Source organism: Mycoplana sp. ABR4_002 (assembly GCF_056159645.1).
In genome coordinates this window covers 251,022-267,867 of sequence record NZ_JBSWVO010000003.1, presented here as the reverse complement: position 1 = coordinate 267,867, position 16,846 = coordinate 251,022, and the positions used below count along the sequence as shown (strand labels likewise).

General features: G+C 60.4%; 17 protein-coding genes and 2 pseudogenes. 9 read left to right on the top strand and 10 right to left on the bottom strand.

Translation table 11 applies throughout. The annotated features are described in order from the left end of the window. The first annotated feature begins 34 nt into the window (after positions 1-34). Positions 35-1,224 (top strand): IS3 family transposase gene (locus ACXAGF_RS23600; protein WP_475019953.1). Its coding sequence is split into 2 segments (ribosomal slippage): positions 35-287 and positions 287-1,224, totalling 1,191 coding nucleotides; the frame shifts between segments, so codons are not numbered across the junction. 214 nt (positions 1,225-1,438) lie between these two features. Here ACXAGF_RS23600 and ACXAGF_RS23595 read toward each other — a convergent pair. Together ACXAGF_RS23595 and ACXAGF_RS23590 are read right to left on the bottom strand one after the other, a co-directional pair. Next, a pseudogene (locus ACXAGF_RS23595) lies at positions 1,439-1,638 on the bottom strand (IS481 family transposase); the annotation flags it as partial. A 125-nt stretch (positions 1,639-1,763) separates the two neighbouring features. Beyond that, positions 1,764-2,660 (bottom strand): branched-chain amino acid ABC transporter permease, encoded by an 897-nt coding sequence (locus tag ACXAGF_RS23590; protein ID WP_475019973.1) that lies wholly within the window; start codon positions 2,658-2,660, stop codon positions 1,764-1,766. Positions 2,661-2,721: 61 nt separating this feature from the next. Between ACXAGF_RS23590 and ACXAGF_RS23585 the strand changes: the two genes are divergently transcribed. The 6 genes from ACXAGF_RS23585 to ACXAGF_RS23560 all read left to right on the top strand — a co-directional run bounded on the left by ACXAGF_RS23585 (position 2,722) and on the right by ACXAGF_RS23560 (position 7,249). Beyond that, on the top strand, positions 2,722-3,273 hold the full coding sequence (locus ACXAGF_RS23585) for a CGNR zinc finger domain-containing protein (protein ID WP_475019972.1): 552 nt from the start codon (positions 2,722-2,724) through the stop codon (positions 3,271-3,273). After that, a complete protein-coding gene (locus tag ACXAGF_RS23580) occupies positions 3,270-3,800 on the top strand; it encodes a hypothetical protein (protein WP_475019971.1) in 531 nt (176 codons plus the stop codon). The genes ACXAGF_RS23585 and ACXAGF_RS23580 overlap by 4 nt, the downstream gene beginning before the upstream one ends. Before the next feature lie 13 nt (positions 3,801-3,813). After that, positions 3,814-4,137 (top strand): ABC transporter permease, encoded by a 324-nt coding sequence (locus tag ACXAGF_RS23575; RefSeq protein WP_475019970.1) that lies wholly within the window; start codon positions 3,814-3,816, stop codon positions 4,135-4,137. Between the two features lie 1,041 nt (positions 4,138-5,178). Then, positions 5,179-5,472, top strand: a complete 294-nt coding sequence (locus ACXAGF_RS23570; protein ID WP_475019969.1) for a hypothetical protein — start codon at positions 5,179-5,181, stop codon at positions 5,470-5,472. Positions 5,473-5,537: 65 nt separating this feature from the next. Then, complete coding sequence (locus ACXAGF_RS23565) at positions 5,538-6,683, top strand: amidohydrolase (RefSeq protein WP_475020007.1); 1,146 nt, start codon at positions 5,538-5,540, stop codon at positions 6,681-6,683. 11 nt (positions 6,684-6,694) lie between these two features. Then, on the top strand, positions 6,695-7,249 hold the full coding sequence (locus ACXAGF_RS23560) for a GNAT family N-acetyltransferase (protein ID WP_475019968.1): 555 nt from the start codon (positions 6,695-6,697) through the stop codon (positions 7,247-7,249). 14 nt (positions 7,250-7,263) lie between these two features. Here ACXAGF_RS23560 and ACXAGF_RS23555 read toward each other — a convergent pair whose 3' ends face one another. The 8 genes and pseudogenes from ACXAGF_RS23555 to ACXAGF_RS23520 form a co-directional block, all read right to left on the bottom strand. Beyond that, on the bottom strand, positions 7,264-8,625 hold the full coding sequence (locus ACXAGF_RS23555) for an MmgE/PrpD family protein (RefSeq protein WP_475019967.1): 1,362 nt from the start codon (positions 8,623-8,625) through the stop codon (positions 7,264-7,266). Positions 8,626-8,630: 5 nt separating this feature from the next. Beyond that, positions 8,631-10,115 carry an aldehyde dehydrogenase gene (locus tag ACXAGF_RS23550; protein WP_475019966.1) on the bottom strand — a complete coding sequence of 495 codons (1,485 nt, stop codon included), beginning with the start codon at positions 10,113-10,115 and terminating at the stop codon, positions 8,631-8,633. 9 nt (positions 10,116-10,124) lie between these two features. Further along, complete coding sequence (locus tag ACXAGF_RS23545) at positions 10,125-10,307, bottom strand: hypothetical protein (protein ID WP_475020010.1); 183 nt, start codon at positions 10,305-10,307, stop codon at positions 10,125-10,127. Between the two features lie 45 nt (positions 10,308-10,352). Then, on the bottom strand, positions 10,353-10,508 hold the full coding sequence (locus ACXAGF_RS23540) for a hypothetical protein (RefSeq protein ID WP_475020009.1): 156 nt from the start codon (positions 10,506-10,508) through the stop codon (positions 10,353-10,355). A 31-nt stretch (positions 10,509-10,539) separates the two neighbouring features. Further along, a pseudogene (locus tag ACXAGF_RS23535) lies at positions 10,540-11,316 on the bottom strand (aminotransferase class V-fold PLP-dependent enzyme); the annotation flags it as partial. Beyond that, entirely contained in the window at positions 11,316-12,470 is a 1,155-nt protein-coding gene (locus ACXAGF_RS23530; RefSeq protein WP_475019965.1) for an NAD(P)/FAD-dependent oxidoreductase, read from the bottom strand. The pseudogene ACXAGF_RS23535 and the gene ACXAGF_RS23530, both read right to left, overlap by 1 nt. Then, on the bottom strand, positions 12,467-13,828 hold the full coding sequence (locus ACXAGF_RS23525; protein ID WP_475019964.1) for an FAD/NAD(P)-dependent oxidoreductase: 1,362 nt from the start codon (positions 13,826-13,828) through the stop codon (positions 12,467-12,469). Before ACXAGF_RS23525 ends, ACXAGF_RS23530 begins: the two co-directional genes overlap by 4 nt. Beyond that, entirely contained in the window at positions 13,825-14,118 is a 294-nt protein-coding gene (locus tag ACXAGF_RS23520) for a (2Fe-2S)-binding protein (RefSeq protein ID WP_475019963.1), read from the bottom strand. Before ACXAGF_RS23520 ends, ACXAGF_RS23525 begins: the two co-directional genes overlap by 4 nt. 161 nt (positions 14,119-14,279) lie before the next feature. Between ACXAGF_RS23520 and ACXAGF_RS23515 the strand changes: the two genes are divergently transcribed. After that, positions 14,280-15,272, top strand: coding sequence for a LysR family transcriptional regulator (locus ACXAGF_RS23515; protein WP_475019962.1), 993 nt, complete (start codon positions 14,280-14,282; stop codon positions 15,270-15,272). A 112-nt stretch (positions 15,273-15,384) separates the two neighbouring features. Then, entirely contained in the window at positions 15,385-16,812 is a 1,428-nt protein-coding gene (locus tag ACXAGF_RS23510; RefSeq protein ID WP_475019961.1) for a lyase family protein, read from the top strand. The last annotated feature ends 34 nt before the right edge of the window (positions 16,813-16,846 follow it).

Here is a 16,846-nt window from a genome sequence, read left to right as displayed (position 1 = left end):
ATTGATTAGAGTCCTTCCCATTGAGGACGGACGAATGAAGAAGCAGAGATTTACGGAAGAGCAGATTATCGGTGTTTTGCGAGAGCAGGAGGCGGGTGCGAAGGCGGCCGACCTATGCCGCAAGCACGGGATTTCCGAGGCGACGTTTTACAACTGGAAGGCCAAATACGGTGGCATGGAGGTCTCCGAGGCTAAGCGACTGAAGGCACTAGAGGACGAGAACGCCAAGCTGAAGAAGCTGCTGGCCGAGCAGATGCTGGATGTGGCCGCACTTCGCGAGCTTCTATCAAAAAAATGGTAGGGCCTGCCGTCAAGCGTGACGCCGTCGCGCATCTGAAGGCCATGATGGGCCTCTCGGAGCGTCGGGCCTGCCAGATCATTTCCGCCGACCGCAAGATGATCCGTTATCAGTCCTGCCGACCGCCGGAGGTCGAGCTGAGATCGAGGTTGCGCGATCTAGCCAATGAACGGCGGCGTTTCGGATATCGACGGCTGTTCATCCTGCTCAGGCGGGAGGGAGAGCCATCCGGTGTCAACCGTATCTACCGGCTCTATCGCGAGGAAGGACTATCCGTTCGCAAACGAAAGGCCCGGCGACGTGCCGTCGGCACACGCGCCCCGATCCTGGTCGAGGCGAAGGCAAATGCCCGCTGGTCGCTGGATTTCGTCCACGATCAGTTTGCCTGCGGCAGGCGGTTCCGCGTGCTCAACATCGTCGATGACGTCACGCGCGAATGCCTGGCGGCGATCCCGGACACCTCGATCTCTGGCCGTCGTGTTGCTCGCGAACTGACGATGCTGGTCGAACGGCGCGGCAAGCTCGGCATGATCGTCTCCGACAATGGGACCGAACTCACCTCGAATGCCATCCTCGCCTGGTCGAAGGATCACAAGGTCGAGTGGCACTACATCGCGCCAGGAAGACCGATGCAGAACGGCTATGTCGAGAGTTTCAACGGGCGCATGCGCGACGAGCTGCCCAACGAGAGCCTGTTCTTCGGCCTCGACCATGCCCGCAGAGCCATTGCCGAATGGGCTGAGGATTACAACAATTTCCGGCCGCACTCGTCGCTCGGATATCAGACCCCGGCAAACTATGCCGGAACAATCGCCGCAACCGGCTCCAACGCTGCGCAAGATGAAAGCTACGCGTTTCCGCCGGTTGCTCCCGCCGCGCCATTTGGCGTATCAAAAACCGCCGAGGCTCTAATCGCAGCCGGATGAAAGTTCAGTGGCAGGTCACTGGATCAGAAGCTCGTGTTAAGGACGGTGAGGGCCACAATGATGGACCCTGTGTTTGCTATGGACGAGACCTTTTCCCTTGCTCGTGGAAGCCGCCTGGTGCGATCAACTCACTTGACCGGCGTCATGCGGCGAGAGCATGCTGACGAACAGAGACGCTTTGACTGTCTGCTCCTTTTCCTTCCGCTCTTAGGACGTTGTCGGTCATGGCGCGGGTGACGGTAACGCCCAGGCTTGCATAGTAGGCGACGGCGCTCTCTTTGCGCTCGTCGGGCAGGATATGGCTGAAGGCGATGCGCGAGACATCGTCGGTGGGGCGTGAACGACTTCCCTGCCGGCACTGCGCGACTTGCCCTTTTTGGCGATCGCTGGTGATCGGTGTCCGACGCGGTCGAACATCTCGGTTAAACGGCGTCAGGCGGGCATTCTGATGGATGTTCATTCCGACCCTCCGGATCCTAGTAACTCCAGTCTCCACCGGAGGGTCCAAATGGACAACCTCCTGAAATCTCAAATCTAGCTCACGGGATGATCCTCTCGCGGCGGCTGACGACGAGCAGCCATACCAGCGCGGAGATCACGATTGCATCACGCCAGACCAGCGGCCCGTAGGCGCTCCAGAGAGCCTCGGCAAATGCGATGGCTGCGGCACCCATAGCCGACTGCAGCGGGCGCGAATAGCCGCCAGCGGCCGCGACCAGAACTACCTTCAGTCCAAACATTAGGCCCGCCCCGAAATCCATCGTGCCGTAAAGTACGGTAGCTGAGAGGCCGCCGAAGGCGGCGATGAGCGTCGCCGCAACAAGCGACAGCACGAACACTTGATCCGAGTCGATCCCAACGAGGCGGGCAGCCAAATGATCTTGGCTGACCGCCTGCCAGAACCGTCCTGCCCTACTCAGGACCAGCAGCGCATGTCCGATTGCGAGTATCGTTCCCATCAATGCGACATGAAGGATCTGCAGCCGGGTGAGGCCGACGGTCATGCCCTCGATCACGGAAAGCGCCACGAACTGCTGGCCGATAGGCGGCAGCCAGAGGTTGCGAGTGTTGAGCGCCAGACGCGCGCCCTCCGAAATTAGGAGGACCACTCCGAGAGATCCGACGATCAAGGCGTTTGGGGAGCGCTTGTGTAGCGGCATCATCACGGTGCGCGCATTCCAGAAGCCAGCGAGCGACGCGTATGCGACCCCCGCGACAAGGCCGAGGCCGAGAGCGGCTGGTAGGACAAGGTAGTGATGGTTCCAACCATAGTTGGTGAACAGCAGGCAGACCTGACCTGCAAAGGCGACAAGAGCGCCGAAGGTGATGTCCGGTCGCTTTGTCACCCCGAAGGCGAGTGAATACCCAAAGGCGAGGCATGCGTAGAGGCCGGCCATGGGTAGCGCGTTCAGGAGCTGTTGCAACAGGTAGGCCATTGGTTCCTCCTTGGTGCATTTATAACTAGCAAAAAGCATTTTACCAGTTATAATCTCATCCATGTTCTTCTCTTGGTCTCCTCACCGATTTGCTGGTGGCGCTCTGGCGCTTGATGTGGCGAATAGCGTTGTCCTGCGGCACGACCCGGATGCCCAACGCGACCGCTTCGCCGTGGCCGAGCAACTAGCGGCTTTTCCGGAAGCCGCGTCCCGGCTTTCCGCGGAGCGCGAGCGGTTTGGCCCGCTGCGGCCGGTGCCCGTCGAGAACAAGGCGCTATTCTTGGAACTACGCGAAGCGATCGACACCTATTTTCGTGCACGGGTCTGCGGAGAAGCGAGCCGAAGCCATCTCGCGGAGCTTCTTGAGGCAGCCGCTCATGCGCTGCGTTCCGCTCCGGCGGGCAACACCCTAGAAGCTGCAACCGCACACTCTGCGCTCAGCCTTATATGCGAGCCCCAGCCAGAGCGAATGAAAATATGCGGCATTTGCGGGTGGCTTTTCATTGACCGTAGCAAGAACCGTAGCCGGGTTTGGTGCGACATGGCCGTCTGCGGCAACCGGGTGAAGGCAAACAGGTACTACAATCGCAAGAAGAAGGAGGTTTCGCAATGAAGCCGATCTCAATCGGTTCGGTCCTGTTACTTGGATTCGCATCTCTCTCAGGGTGCCAGCGGGAAGAAGTCGGCGAACCGCTAAAGCTCTCTGGTAAGGTCTTTATATCCAACTACCGCGTGGCGCAGACGACATATGTAGTCACGCTCGCCCGCACCGGGCCGCTGCCCGAGCCGAGTTTCGTCGAGGCAAACTTCGAGAACCCGGCCGGTGGGGCGCCCTTCATTGTTCGCAGTAAGATTTTTCCGTTCTGGGAGAAGGTTTCGCTAGAGAGTCCGCCGGTGTATTGCATCGTGAAAGACCGCCCCTATGCCATCTTAATCCGGATCTTCGATGGTCGCGACAAGGTGTTGCAGACAATCGAGACTACGCTCACATCGAACATCGACCAAGCGATTATGCCCGGCAAGGCGTTGGTAGTGGGGCCGGGCTACACGCCCAATCCGGAGGTCTATGGCCCGGGCGGCAAAGCTTATGGACAGGAGCATACACATGCGAAATGTCAGACCAGAACACACTCTGACTAAGAAGGAGGATGACTTGGTTGCCCTTCTGGCGGCCCTCTCCCTTGGCGCGACACCGCTCAGGGTCTTCTGGCGAATAACCGTGCCTCAGTTGATGGCCGGCATCACCGGCGCTTGGCTGATGGCGTTCCTGCTAAGTTTCGACGAGCTGACCATTTCCATCTTCATCGCGTCCACCAGCGCGCGGACACTGCCGGTGTGGTTGTTTGACCGTGTCACCTGGGGGCATGATCCCTCAATCTGCGCGGCATCCGTCATCATCATCTTCATCACGCTGCTGTTCATGGTTGTGATCGACCGGCTGTACGGACTGGAGCGGCTGCTTGTCGGGCGGAACTGAGCGTAGTGTCGACCAGTCATCGCTCGGGGCCTGTTGCGCTGACCACTCTAACGAGTTTGGGGGTGAACGGCGTGGAAGGCCAGGATTTGGATTGTGATAAGACCATGCGGGTCGATTGGAAATGGGCTTCAACCAAGATTTATCGTGGTCGATCCAATTTTAACAGTTCGCCAAGGAGGTTGTGTCACCTGGCTAAGGTGCGACAATCCACCAGTGGGATGTGTTGTCGACCAATGAACTCTTCCACGTCACTGGCCAGACAACCGTTGTCCAGGTCTGGTCAGCCTGGACACTGCTTCGTGCACGTTGTCAGTGACTGTGGTTATAACGTCAGGAAGATCGAGCGAGCTAGTCATTGCCCGAAGTGGTCTTCAAGGTTGGACCACGATCAGCTCTCCGCGTACGGACTTTTTTCCTGCTCATACTCCTTGGGTAACTTGGCTGCCGTCGAACAGGTCCCGTCGGCAGCCCTTTTTATTCGTCGCGCCAAGTTGGTCGCTCAATGGTGCACGGCAGCCGATGGCTGAGCGCGAGGCGCGATGCCTCCTCGGCGAGCCGATCGGTCGCTCTTTGGGCGAGATGCCGACGTCGAGCAAGGAGCCATCATAGGTCGTGTCAACGCTACGCAAAGCTTCGTCCGCCTTCGCAGCATTCGAACTATATTCGAGCCATAGAAGGTGCTTCTTCGTGTCGTCCGTTGTCGAAAGCCAATTGCTTGCCTCTAAAAGCTGGGGCGAATTCGAGGAGATGTGCGCTGATTTGTTCGAGCGCGAACTGCGCTATCCGAACTCAAAAAGGTACGGCCGCCAAGGTCAGCACCAAAACGGTGTAGTTGTTGACGGTCGCCAGAATGGCGCCGGGTATGCCGGCGTCCAATGTAAGGAAAAGCGAAATGACCACAGAAAAAGCTGACAGCTAGTCGATCGGGTAGTTGCGAAGGCGTTGAAATTCCGCCCATTCACCACCACGGCTGTAAACGATGTTGCTATACAGGATCATGTGCATTCTCGCTCTGCGCTCGCCAGGGGCGCAGAAGAGGAAATGCGGAGGTTTCTGCCTGATCTTGACAAGCTCGTGCTCGCCTTCGAATCGGATGTCATCGTTGAGGCAAACTGGACGATCATCCAAGAGATCTCGATCGAGTGCTACCATTTCGATCTATCCGGCCCAGCCCACAAGGACCTTGCCGCGCTGATTGATTGCAAGGGTTATACGCTGACGCCCTACGGCGAAGCTGACCACCTCTTGCGCGCGCCACGGGCATACCAGGCAGCGCTGGCCCACGTGAACGCCAGCGTCAAGCCGGTGGAAGTATCCCACGATCAATCAAAATAATATGTCGCATTAGACGCTCTGCGGGTACTTAGTTGTCCCCATCGAAACACGGGATCGCGTCTTCTATGCATTCTTCAATACTGCAGGAACAGTGGCAAGCCTGGCGCAGACAACTGCACCAGCACCCGGAATGTGCCTATGAAGAGTGGGAGACCGCGGCCTTCTTGCGCGAACGGCTGCTGAATTGGGGTTATCAGCTGAGCGAGCCGATCGCCGAGACGGGGTTCGTCGCCTCTCTCCGTAAAGGCACGTCTAGTCGCTCGATCGCCTTTCGGGCCGACATGGATGCGCTACCCATGGATGAGATCAATGAACTGCCTTGGACTTCCAGGAATAAGGGACGGTTTCACGGCTGTGGTCACGACGGGCATATGGCGATGCTTCTCGGAGCGGCAGAGCGGCTGGCGGAACAGGTGTATGACGGCACGCTGCACCTCGTCCTTCAACCCGCGGAGGAGGGAAAGGCCGGGGCACGGCGGATGATTGAGCAGGGATTGTTCGAAAAGTTTCCCTGCGACGATATATATGCCGTCCACAACTGGCCGGACCTGCCACTTGGCATGGCCGCGGTAGGATCAGGACCGATGATGGCCGCCGCGGACCGCTTCGACATCGCCTTCCTTGGACGCGGAGGGCATGCCGCCATGCCGCACAAGACAGGTGACACTCTGCTGGCCGCAGCGCAGTTCACGAACGCGGTGCAGGCCGTGAGATCCCGCACGATCGATCCTTCGCAAGCTGCTGTGGTTACCGTAAGCAGCATCCATGGTGGCGTGAGCCACAATGTGATCCCCCAGGAAGTGACGTTGACGGGAACGGCGCGCTGCCATCATCCTCTCGTGCGGGATCAAATCGAAGCCGGTGTCCGCCGGATCGCCAAGGCTTGCGCCGAAGCCAACGATGTGGAAACGGAGGTCAGCTATGACCGGTACTATCCCTCCACCCGTAACGATCCGTGCTGTGCGGAACTTGCCATGAAGGTACTGGAAGCAATCGGGCTGCAGGTAGACCGGCATCCCGTTCCTTCCATGGCAGCGGAAGATTTCGCGTTCATGCTCGAACGCCGACCCGGCGCATATGTCTGGCTCGGGCAGGCCGACGATGCCGGACACGACGCGCCCCTACACAGCCAGGGGTATGACTTCAACGACTCCCTGTTGCCGATCGGCATCTCTTTCTTTTGCCGCTTGGCGGAGTCACGCCTGTGCTAAAGGAGATCTCCGTGACACCTGAAAATTCTCTTGGAGTGGATAAGAAGACAGTACGCCTGCTGCTCACGCCGCTGGGTGATGAGCACCTGGATGACTATTGTCGACTAATCGAGCAACCGGACGTCCATCGCTATCTTTCCCGGGCGGCGGAAATCGCCGCCGATCCGCAAGGCCAGGCGCGCCGCATCGTCGGGATGAGCAAGGAGCAGTGGCGCGAGCGCGGTTACGGCCCCTATGCGGTCTTCGGCCACGAGAGTGGACGGTTCGTCGGACGCGCCGGCTTTTTTTTCGTTGCACACTCTGATGCGGTCGAGGTGAACTACATGCTCGATCCCTCGATATGGGGGCGGGGCTATGCGTCGGAGATCGCACGTGCCCTGGTGGAGATAGGCTTCAAGGACTACGCCTTCAACCGCTTGATCGCGACCACCAACCCGCTGAATGTCGCCTCCCGACGCGTGCTCGAAAAAATCGGCTTCAGGATGAAGGGGACAAAGGAACTGTGCAGGAGCCGAGTGGTCGAGATGCACGAAATCCACCGCTCCGAGTGGTTCCGCAGTTTATAAGCCGCGACGACGTGTCAGGCGCGGGCCAGCTCGAGTATGTCGGCGGCCCGGTCTAGCCTTTCGATATTTCCGAGGCATCGGTAGAGCTTTTCCGATCGTGGTCCGCCGAGGACTGGTCCCACGAGTGCAAGAAATTTCTGCCGAACCTCGGTTTCGGAAAGTGGGTTCAAGCCGTGTCCCCGCTGAAAATCGATTCTCTTCTTGTGTATGCTTCCATCGGAAAGGCGCACCGTGATTGTTGCCGGCGTGACGGCGTCCGGCGGCAGGTTTCCGTGGAGGTCTGGATCCTCGAGCATATCGATCCGCGTCGACAACCGGCGCACGTCTGATCGCTCCAGAGCATCGGGTGTGAACGCCTCCGGCCCCAGCCGGCCGTCAAGAAGTGCTGAGGCGAAGCAGTAGTGAAGGCTGAAACGCGCCTCATGGGGGGTGCGTGGGTTCTCATAGCGAAGATTCTGTACTTGGATTTTGGCGAGCCTGATTTCGATCCTTTCGACCGATGGGTGCGATGGGGCGAACTCGCGGCTGAATTCAATGGCTCCATCGATTGCGCGGTGAGCGGCAGCGCAGCAGGGGTAGAGTTTCCGCATGAGTCCATATCTGGTAATCATCAGCTCCGAGCCGAGTCCTTCTAGCGCCGCCGCCATTCCGCCATTGCTGTTGCCCTGCATAAGCCCATGCATCCCCCAGGCGCCTTCGATTGCTTCTCGCGCGCCCCGCGCCCCGCAACGCGCGAGCATGGCGGAGGCGATACCAGCCCTTGCCGCCAGACCCGCATGGAGATGCTTTGTCGTCGTACCAAATTGGATCTTGCTTCCGCCCGCCATGCTGCTGGCGATGGAAATCGCATGGAGCGTTTGCTCGGAACTGAGCCTGAGGAGCTTCGCCACGGCCGCTGCGGCAGCCGGCGCGCCGAGGGTGGATGTAGAATGCCAGCCGGTGTCGTAGTGACGCATGTTCATCGCCAAACCAAGGCGCGACATCACCTCGATGCCTACGATATAGGCTTCGATCAGGTCTTGCCCCGTGCCGCTGAAATGGCAGGCTGAGCTGAGCAGAGCTGGTACGAGCACGGCGCTTGCATGGCCGAGGGCGGGTTCGAGATTGTCATCATAATCGAGCACATGGGCGGCCGCGCCATTGGCAAGTGCCGCCCAGTCGAGCCCGAGGCGCTGCTTGCGGCCCGCCACGGGAATCCTGCCGGAAGAAAGCGCTGCGCCCGAAGCGATGACTGCATCTACCGCCTGGCCTCCCGATCCGGCCGCCATGCAGGCTACGGTATCTATATAGGATAGCCGAACTATCTCGGCCACGGGATCGGAAAAAGAGAGATCGGCCCTGACCCAACCGGCCAGGGTCTCGCTAAAGCCGGTCATTCCATTTACTCCGAGGCGGCCGACGCAAGCAGCGGCGAAGCAAAACTGCTACTGGTGTTCATCCATACGGATTTCTGCTGCATGTAGTCGTGGATCATTGCCGTACCGCCCTCGCGGCCGATGCCTGACCGCTTGACACCGCCGAAAGGCATGGCGATTGACCAGGTTCGATAGCTATTGACCCAGACCATTCCCGCCTGGAGGCCGCGCGCAAGGCGCTGCGCGCGGGCGCCGTCTCGCGTCCAAATTCCCGCGGCGAGGCCATATCGGCTGTCATTGGCGAGCTCCAGCGCTTCGTTTTCGTCAGCAAAGGTTAGTACCGAGAGTACCGGCCCGAAGATCTCCTCCTGTGCGATCCGCATGTCAGCGGTGACGCCTGTATAGATCGTCGGCTCGACGAAGAAGCCGTGGGCACAATCGCCTATGAGATACTGTTTCCCGCCAATGACGCATTCGGCACGATCCTCCTTCGCGGTGTCAAAATAGCCGAGCACGCGCTCAAAATGCGGTTTGTTCGCCAGCGGGCCAATCTGCGTGCCATTGTGCAGCGGATCGCCGATCCGCAGCGTCGCAGCCGTCTCTACGAGACGGTTCACCAACGCACCATGTATGCTTTCCTCCACGAGCAACCGGGAGCCTGCAATGCAGCTCTGGCCGCCCGAGGCGAAGATGCCCTGAACGATACCTTGGACGACATTGTCGAGATTCGCGTCCGCGAAGACGATCTGCGGGGATTTACCGCCAAGTTCCAACGTCACGCGCTTAAGCGCCCGTCCGGCCGTAGCGGCAACGGCTGCTCCCGCGACGCTGCCGCCTGTGAAAGAGACGAGCGCGGTCTCGTCAGCCGCAATCAACGCTTCTCCGATCTCGTCACCGAAACCGGTCACGACGTTCACCACGCCCGGCGGGAAACCGGCCTGACGCACAAGGTTCATCAAATGTGCGATCGAGGTGGAGGTGAATTCTGATGGCTTAATGACCACGCAATTGCCGGCAGCAAGCGCGGGCGCCAGCTTCTGGACGGCGAGAGGAAGGGGTGAGTTCCAGGGGAGGATAAGGGCGCAGACGCCGAGCGGCTCCCACTGTGCATAGACGTGAGCATGCGGATCCTCGACCGGGATCACCTTTCCCTCGAGCTTGTCGGCCAGCCCTGCATAGTAGTGCAAATAGCCGCCGAGTGATGCAGCTTGTCCGCGCGTTTCAGACAGCGTCTTGCCGTTGCCGCGTGTTTCCGCCTGGGCAAGCTCTTCCCTGTTCTGGTGAATGAGGTCGGCGAAATGCCGCATCAGCCGCGCTCGCTCGAAGCCGGACGTTCGCCGCCATCGTTTCCAGGCATCGGCCGCAGCCTGAATCGCGTCCAACGCATCGGCCGGCGATGCGCGGGCGATGCGCGCCCACGGCTCACCGGTCACCGGGCTCACCGACTCAAAGGTGGCGTGGCTCTCCGCTTGCCGCTGCTCACCACCGATGTCGAGATAAAATTCTTCCATGATATGCCTCTATCGCCGCGAGAGGTCACGCTCGATCCAGCGGATGAGGTGGCCGATCTCGTCTTCAGTGTTGTAGTAGTGGATGGAGGCGCGGGCCCGCGCCTCGTGATCCTGTCCTTCGCAATCGAAGCGTGCCGAACGGGCCTTGGGGACCGAGACATTGATGCCGTCGGCCCGCATCCGTGCCTGCAAGTGGAAGGGGTCGGACCCTTCGACCGTGAAGGTGACGATGCCACTCTACACCGTACCGCGGTCGCGCACGGTGACGCCGGGAATGCGCGCCAGCTCTAGACGCAGCAGTCGGGCCAGATGCTCGACGCGTTGCCAGATATTGTCGAGACCAATCGCCTGCGCGTAATCGGTCCGCAGCCCCAAGCCCCAGCCGGGCCGCATGGTTCGCCTCCCATTGCTCGAATCGCCGGGCGCCGGGTTTAAGAGGATAGCGGTCGATGGAGGGAAGCCAGTCTGCGCGCTGCACATCGGCGTGCCAAGGCACCAGTGTTTCGGCTAGCCCTGCGCGCATATAGAGTAAGCCCGTGCCGCGCGGTCCGCGCAGGAACTTTCGGCCCGTGGCGGTCATGTCGCAGTCGATCTCCCGCACATCGATCGGCATCTGCCCCACGCTCTGGCAGGCGTCGAGGAGGAAGGGCAGGCCCGCCGCACACGTGAGACGCCCGACCGCTGCCGCATTGTGGACGAGCCCGTCATGGCTCGGGAGGTGGTCATGCGAGACAAGCGCGACTTCCCTGCCGAGCATTTGTTCCGAGCGACGGATGGAGATCGTTCCGTCCTCCCCTTCAGGGACTAACTGGATCTTGATGCCGAAGTCTGCCTGGAGATAGACGATGTAGTTGCTTGCATATCCCGACCGCGTGGTCAGGATGCGTTGCTCCGGAGTGTAGGAAAGGGCGGTGAAGACGGTGGTCCACGCGCGCGTGGCGCTGTCGATCACCGCAATCTCCTGCGGCGATGCCCCGATCGAGTGCATGAGGCTATTTGGCACCGCATCGTTTAAGTCGGAAGCCAGAGCTGCAGCCTCATATCCACCCTTCTGCCCATGTGGCTCTAGGTGGCGGATCACGGTCTCATAGAGCGGGTCGGGAATCAGGGATGCGCCCGCATTGTTGAAATGAACTACATTTGCTACCCCAGTGGTATCACGCCTGAAAACCTCGATGCGCACCTCGGTCCAATACCCCATCAGGCGTTCCCCTCCGCTTTGCTTGTATGTCCGGTGACTGCGGTGAAACGACCGATTTCAAAGGCCGCAATAGGAGTCTTGGTCTTGCCCTGAAGCAGCAGCTCCGCAACCACCGCGCCCACGCCCGGCCCCAGTTGAAAGCCGCTGCCGCAGAAGCCGAAGGCGTGCACCAACCCGCGCGTCGTCCTGCTTGGGCCGAGCACCGGCTGGCCGTCCGGCAGATATCCTTCTATGCCGCTCCATCCGCGGATTACTCGCGCCGCCTTGAGTGCCGGCGCGAGCTTGGCGAGGAGGGTGGTCTGGCGCGCAAGGTTTTCGGGCAGGGAGAAATGCCGGACGGCTTCGAGATCCACCCTCGCGCGCGGCCCGCCGCCGAAGACGATATTGCCGCGCTCCACCTGGCGCAGGTAGATCGGGCTGTTCACGGTCGAGGTGCTAGGCACGATGAAATAGGGCAGGGGCTCCGTCACACCCATCTGCGGTCCCTTCGCCTCTATGGGCGCCGCCTCGCCGAACCACCGGGCGAACAGTCCACCCCAAGCCCCCGCGCAGTTGGCAAGCAACGGAGCCACAATCGTCCGGCCCTCGCTTGATTCAACGCCGAAGTGTTCACCGTTCTTTCCCGCGAATGAGACCTCGAAATGCTCATGCACGTGCACGCCCGCCCGCTTCGCGGCGCCGCCGAACGCGGCGGCCACGAGGCGTGGGTTGGCGACACCGTCGTCGTGAGAGTATCGCGCGCCCAAAGCGTCCTCGCTGATCCAGGGAAAAAACTCGCGCAGGCGTTTCCGACCCAGCAGTTCGGTTTTGAGGCCAAAGCCGTCGCGCGCGTCTTTGACGTGGCCTTCGATCTCCGCCAGATGATTTTCGTGAAAAGCGACCTTGAGCGCGCCGGTTTGCTTATATTCGCCGTTGTTTCCGATCAAGTCCTCGATTCTCCACCAAATATCGCGCGAGCGGAGCGAGAGGGGTATCTGCGACGTCGGGCGGCCATTGGTGCGCACATTGCCGAAATTGACGCCGCTCGCCTGGGTGCCACACAAGCCGCGCTCGACAAGGGCCACCTTAATGCCCGGTGCGGCGCGCATCAGATGCAGTGCGGTCGAGCACCCCATGATACCGCCGCCGACTATGATGACATCGAAGTGCCTCATAGGTGCGCCTCCTCGTCCTCGCAATGAAACGGCTTGAGCGGCGCCTGCGGACGCAGCCGACCGACGGCGGAAACCGGTAAATTCATGTGGCCTGCCAGAATCTCGACGCCGGCCGAGCCGCAATACCGGCCTTGGCAGCGGCCCATGCCGAACCGGCATAGAGCCTTGGCGCGGTTGATGTCGCCCGCGCTGAGTTCGATACTGCGGCGCAGCTCGCCCGCGGTGATGGATTCGCAGCGGCAGACCACCACGTCGTCGGGTACGGCTTGCACAAGCATATGTGGCCAGGGGAACGCCTCCTCAATCCCTCGCCGGAAGCGGGCCCAGCGGCTCAATGTGCGGAGGTCTCCTTCGCGCCGTTCATGGTCGATCGAGAGCCCCAAATCTTCGAGAAGGCTGTCGGCAGCCAGTCTCCCGGTGATCTCCGCGACGTCGGCCCCGCCGATGCGAGCTCCGTCGCCGGCGAGATAGATATCACCGCGTCGTGTGCGGCCGTTGAGTTCGCATTCCGGCAGCCACTGCCGTGTGAGCGGATCGAATGCGAAGGGTACGCCGGCGAGGTCGGCGAGCTGCGTCTCGCTGCGCAGGCTGAAGCCGATAGCCGCGCCATCGCAAGCGACGCGCTGCGTCTTTCCGCGTCTATCCCGATAGACGAACGCTTCCACCTTGCGCGAACCCTCGAACGCCACCGGCAAGATGCCCGACTGAACAAGAATGCCGTTGTGGAGAAGCGCCAGCCGGTATTTCGCACCTAACGCCAGCGTGCGCGGACTTGAAAGAAGGTTCGGGAGGCTCAGCAACTGGTTTGAAAAGGGCGATGTGTCAAAGATGCCGACGAGCTTCGCCCCTGCCTTCAGATATTGGTAGGCGAGCAGATACATGAGTGGCCCGGTGCCGATGAGCGCGGTGCTTCGACCGATGCTACAACCTTGGGTTTTTAGCGCGATCTGCGCGCCGCCCATGGAGAAGACACCGGGAAGCGTCCAGCCGCGGATCGGCATCAGCCGATCCGTCGCACCCGTTGCCAGGATAAGCGCGTCGAAGGAAAGCTCCGCCGTCCGCACTCCAGAACTGATGTGCAGCGTGTTTTCCGCAAGACCCCAGACAAGCGTACATGCGCGATAGTCGACCTTCGGCCTAATGGATTGGAAGGCCTGGTGCAACCGTCTGGCTTTTGCGGCCTCGTCGCCATAGAGTTGTTCATAATTACGACGGAAATTTTTTGGCTGCTGGCGGTAGATCTGACCGCCGTCGGCGGCGTTCTCGTCAACGATGACAGGTTCGAGTCCCGCGTCGACCAGCCGTTCCGCGGCGCGGATACCGGCCGGTCCTGCTCCGACAATTACGACTCTTCTCACGGCAGGGCCGGATTGCGGGTTTTGACCGACAATCCCTCACTAACCTGGGTGGTGCAGGCCTGGATTCTCTGCAAATCCTCGCTCCAGACCCAGCAATCCTGGCAGGCGCCCATCAAGCAAAACCCGGCGCGGGGCTCGGCACCGAATTCAGTTTCGCGCAATGCAGCCCTATGCGTCAGCACGGCCGTCAGCACCGTGTCGCCTTTCAGGGCGGCGATCTCCTCGCCGTCCACTAGGATGGGCACGGGTTTGCGTTTCGTCTCCTTCAGGCGAATGAGAATTCCGTTCAAGTTTACCGGGCCTCCTTTTGCGATTACAGGAACACTATTGCTCACGGCGCCGCTAATCCGGAATATAAAATAGCCTAATCTAAAGTGTCGCAACGGGCGATCCCGGGCCGGCTGTGATATAACGCAAGCCAAGGCCGTTGGCTCGAAGGGGCGGTAAGTCGATGAAGCGAAAGAACGGGTTCGATTTCGAGCTGAAGCACCTCAGTCTCTTTCTCGACGTCTGTCAGACCGGCTCGATGACGGAAGCCGCACAGCGCGCCGGGCTCACGCAGCCTGCGGTCTCGCATGTTATTTCAGCTCTGGAAAAGACCTTCGGCGCGCCACTGTTCGATCGCAATCTGCGACCTCTTCAGCTCACGCCGGCGGGCAAAGTTCTGCGAAGCTCAGCGGAGCAGCTGATAGATAACGCACGCGCAATGACGTCGAATGTGCGACAGGCAGGTCACCGGTACCCTGAGCTTCACATTGGCATAGTCGACAGTGTCGTGGGGCTTGTGGCGAGCGATCTGGTCCTATTTTTGGAGCCGGTCACGCAATCCCTTTCAATATGGGCGGGTCTTGCTCCAGCGCAGCGTGAGGCTTTTCTTGACCGTCGCGCCGATGTAATCATCACCTCCGATCCGATGCCCGATTTGGAGCATGTCGACCGCTACGAAGTTGTGCGGGAGCCATTTGTTCTGGTGCTGCCGAAATCGATGGAATCTATGGTGGGCGCCCCGCTGAACGTTCTTGCAGATCACGCACCCCTTATCCGCTACAGCGCTCGTTCAAATATCGGCAGTCAGATCGAGCGCCACCTCCGGCGCATGCGGGTGAACCCGCCCCGGTTGTTCGAGGTCGACGTCTCCGAACCGCTGCTCGACACGGTGAGAGCAGGTGTTGGATGGGCGATTTCCTCTCCTCTTTGTCTGATGTCCGCTATCAGGCAAGCAGACAATCTAATCATTGCCCCGCTTAGCCCGGAACAGCAGCGCTCCATGTATCTACTCGCGCGGAAGGGCGAACTGGGAAATTTGCCCAAGACGGTCGCCGTCCGAGTCTCCAACAGCATCAAGCTCAAGGGGCAGGAAGGCCTGTTCGTCAAGGCGCCATGGCTAAAGGCGCGCACCAAGATCGCTGATCGCACCTTGCGCCTCGCCGACGACGAGTGCTGATTCTCGGGTACCTGGGCGACATAAATTTTTCTGAGGTATGCCATAGAAGCCAGTTTCTTTAGTCTCTCTCCAGTGGGAACTTTTCCGTGATTGCGAGATTGAGAGGCGGTTCATGGCTGAAATAGTCGAGAACGCGGGAGCGAAGAGTGTCGAAGGACGTTACAGTGTCGAAAGCGATGTTCTAGGTTCGGTACGGATCGCGAAGGAGCGCCTGCTGGGGATCAACACGACCCGGGCTCTCGTCAATTTCAGCTCCTGCGGGGCTCCGATCGGACGTTATCCCGATTTCGTGCGCGCGCTGGCGCAGATCAAGAAGGCGGCAGCGCTCGTCAATGAGCGCGGCGGCACGCTTGGCGGTGACGTAGCCTCCGCGATCGTCCGCGCCTGCGACGAAATTATCGCCTCGGGAACGCATGCGGATCTGCTCGTGCCGATCCTGGAGGGCTCGGGCGGCACCTCGTCGAATATGAACATGAACGAGGTGATCGCTAACCGGGCATTGCAGATTGCCGGCAGCGAGCCCGGCCGTTACGACGTCATTCATCCCAACGATCATGTCAATTTGGGGCAGTCGTCCAACGACGTTTATCCGGCGGCAATTAAGCTGGCGGCTTACGCGATGTCGGGGCCGCTGCTTGAAGTGCTCGATCGTCTGTCGGTAGCGCTGCGCAGGAAATCAGCCGAACTGGCAGGTGTGCTTCGCGTCGGGCGCACCTGCATGCAGCCCGCGCAGCCCATGTTCCTCGGGCAGGCCTTTGGCGGCTATGCAAATGCGGTGGAGCGCGCCCGTTCGTCTTTGGCCGAACGGCGTGCGGCACTTCTCGTTCTTCCGCTGGGTGCGACTGCGATTGGAACGGGATTAGGCTCCTCGGCCTATTACCGGAAAAACATCTGCCCGGTCTTGTCGGAGATGCTCGGCTTAGAGGTTCGGCAGGCGCGGGATTTTTTCGACGGTCTCCAGAACGCCGACCAGATCGCGCGCTTCTCGTCTGAATTGCGTGCCTGCGCCCAGATCGTCGGCAAGATCGGGGCGGATCTGGTCATCCTCGGCAGCGGCACCAGCGGTTTGGGAGAAATTCGGTTGCCGCCGGCCCAGGCCGGATCCTCCATCATGCCCGGCAAGATCAATCCGGTGATGCCCATGCTTGTTCATCAGATGGCGTTCGTCGTGCACGGCAACGATGCGACGGTGGCGCTAGCCGCTCAAAGCGGGCAGCTCGAGATAAATCACTACGAAGGCGCGATGGCGCGTGCCGTATTCGACAGCCTGGAGAAGATGACGGCGGCCTATGGGCCGTTCTGCGACCGTTGTATCGAAGAGCTCGCAGCGGACGAGCAGCGCTCCTATGCTAACCTGCTCGCATCACCGGCTATCGCGACTGTTTTCGTGGAACAGCTCGGCTATGCGAAGACGTCGCGGATCGTACGCGCCGCCGAACGGGACGGCCGCACTTTTATAGCTGCGGCGATAGCCGAAGGCCTCCTCGCCGAGGAGAGTGTCAAGGATATCCTGCAGCGTGCTGCGGAACAGCCGGAATGAAGGGATGAGCCGCTTTGTACCGAAAGCTTACATG

What these genes read in the sequence shown, in the direction of transcription:
- ACXAGF_RS23580 (WP_475019971.1), top strand. Translation starts at nt 3,270, where the DNA reads ATGAAGCCGATCTCAATCGGTTCGGTCCTGTTACTTGGATTCGCATCT.
- ACXAGF_RS23530 (WP_475019965.1), bottom strand. Translation starts at nt 12,470, where the DNA reads ATGAGGCACTTCGATGTCATCATAGTCGGCGGCGGTATCATGGGGTGC.
- ACXAGF_RS23585 (WP_475019972.1), top strand. Translation starts at nt 2,722, where the DNA reads ATGTTCTTCTCTTGGTCTCCTCACCGATTTGCTGGTGGCGCTCTGGCG.
- ACXAGF_RS23515 (WP_475019962.1), top strand. Translation starts at nt 14,280, where the DNA reads ATGAAGCGAAAGAACGGGTTCGATTTCGAGCTGAAGCACCTCAGTCTC.
- ACXAGF_RS23510 (WP_475019961.1), top strand. Translation starts at nt 15,385, where the DNA reads ATGGCTGAAATAGTCGAGAACGCGGGAGCGAAGAGTGTCGAAGGACGT.
- ACXAGF_RS23550 (WP_475019966.1), bottom strand. Translation starts at nt 10,115, where the DNA reads ATGGAAGAATTTTATCTCGACATCGGTGGTGAGCAGCGGCAAGCGGAG.
- ACXAGF_RS23540 (WP_475020009.1), bottom strand. Translation starts at nt 10,508, where the DNA reads ATGCGGCCCGGCTGGGGCTTGGGGCTGCGGACCGATTACGCGCAGGCG.
- ACXAGF_RS23590 (WP_475019973.1), bottom strand. Translation starts at nt 2,660, where the DNA reads ATGGCCTACCTGTTGCAACAGCTCCTGAACGCGCTACCCATGGCCGGC.
- ACXAGF_RS23570 (WP_475019969.1), top strand. Translation starts at nt 5,179, where the DNA reads ATGCGGAGGTTTCTGCCTGATCTTGACAAGCTCGTGCTCGCCTTCGAA.
- ACXAGF_RS23555 (WP_475019967.1), bottom strand. Translation starts at nt 8,625, where the DNA reads ATGACCGGCTTTAGCGAGACCCTGGCCGGTTGGGTCAGGGCCGATCTC.
- ACXAGF_RS23565 (WP_475020007.1), top strand. Translation starts at nt 5,538, where the DNA reads ATGCATTCTTCAATACTGCAGGAACAGTGGCAAGCCTGGCGCAGACAA.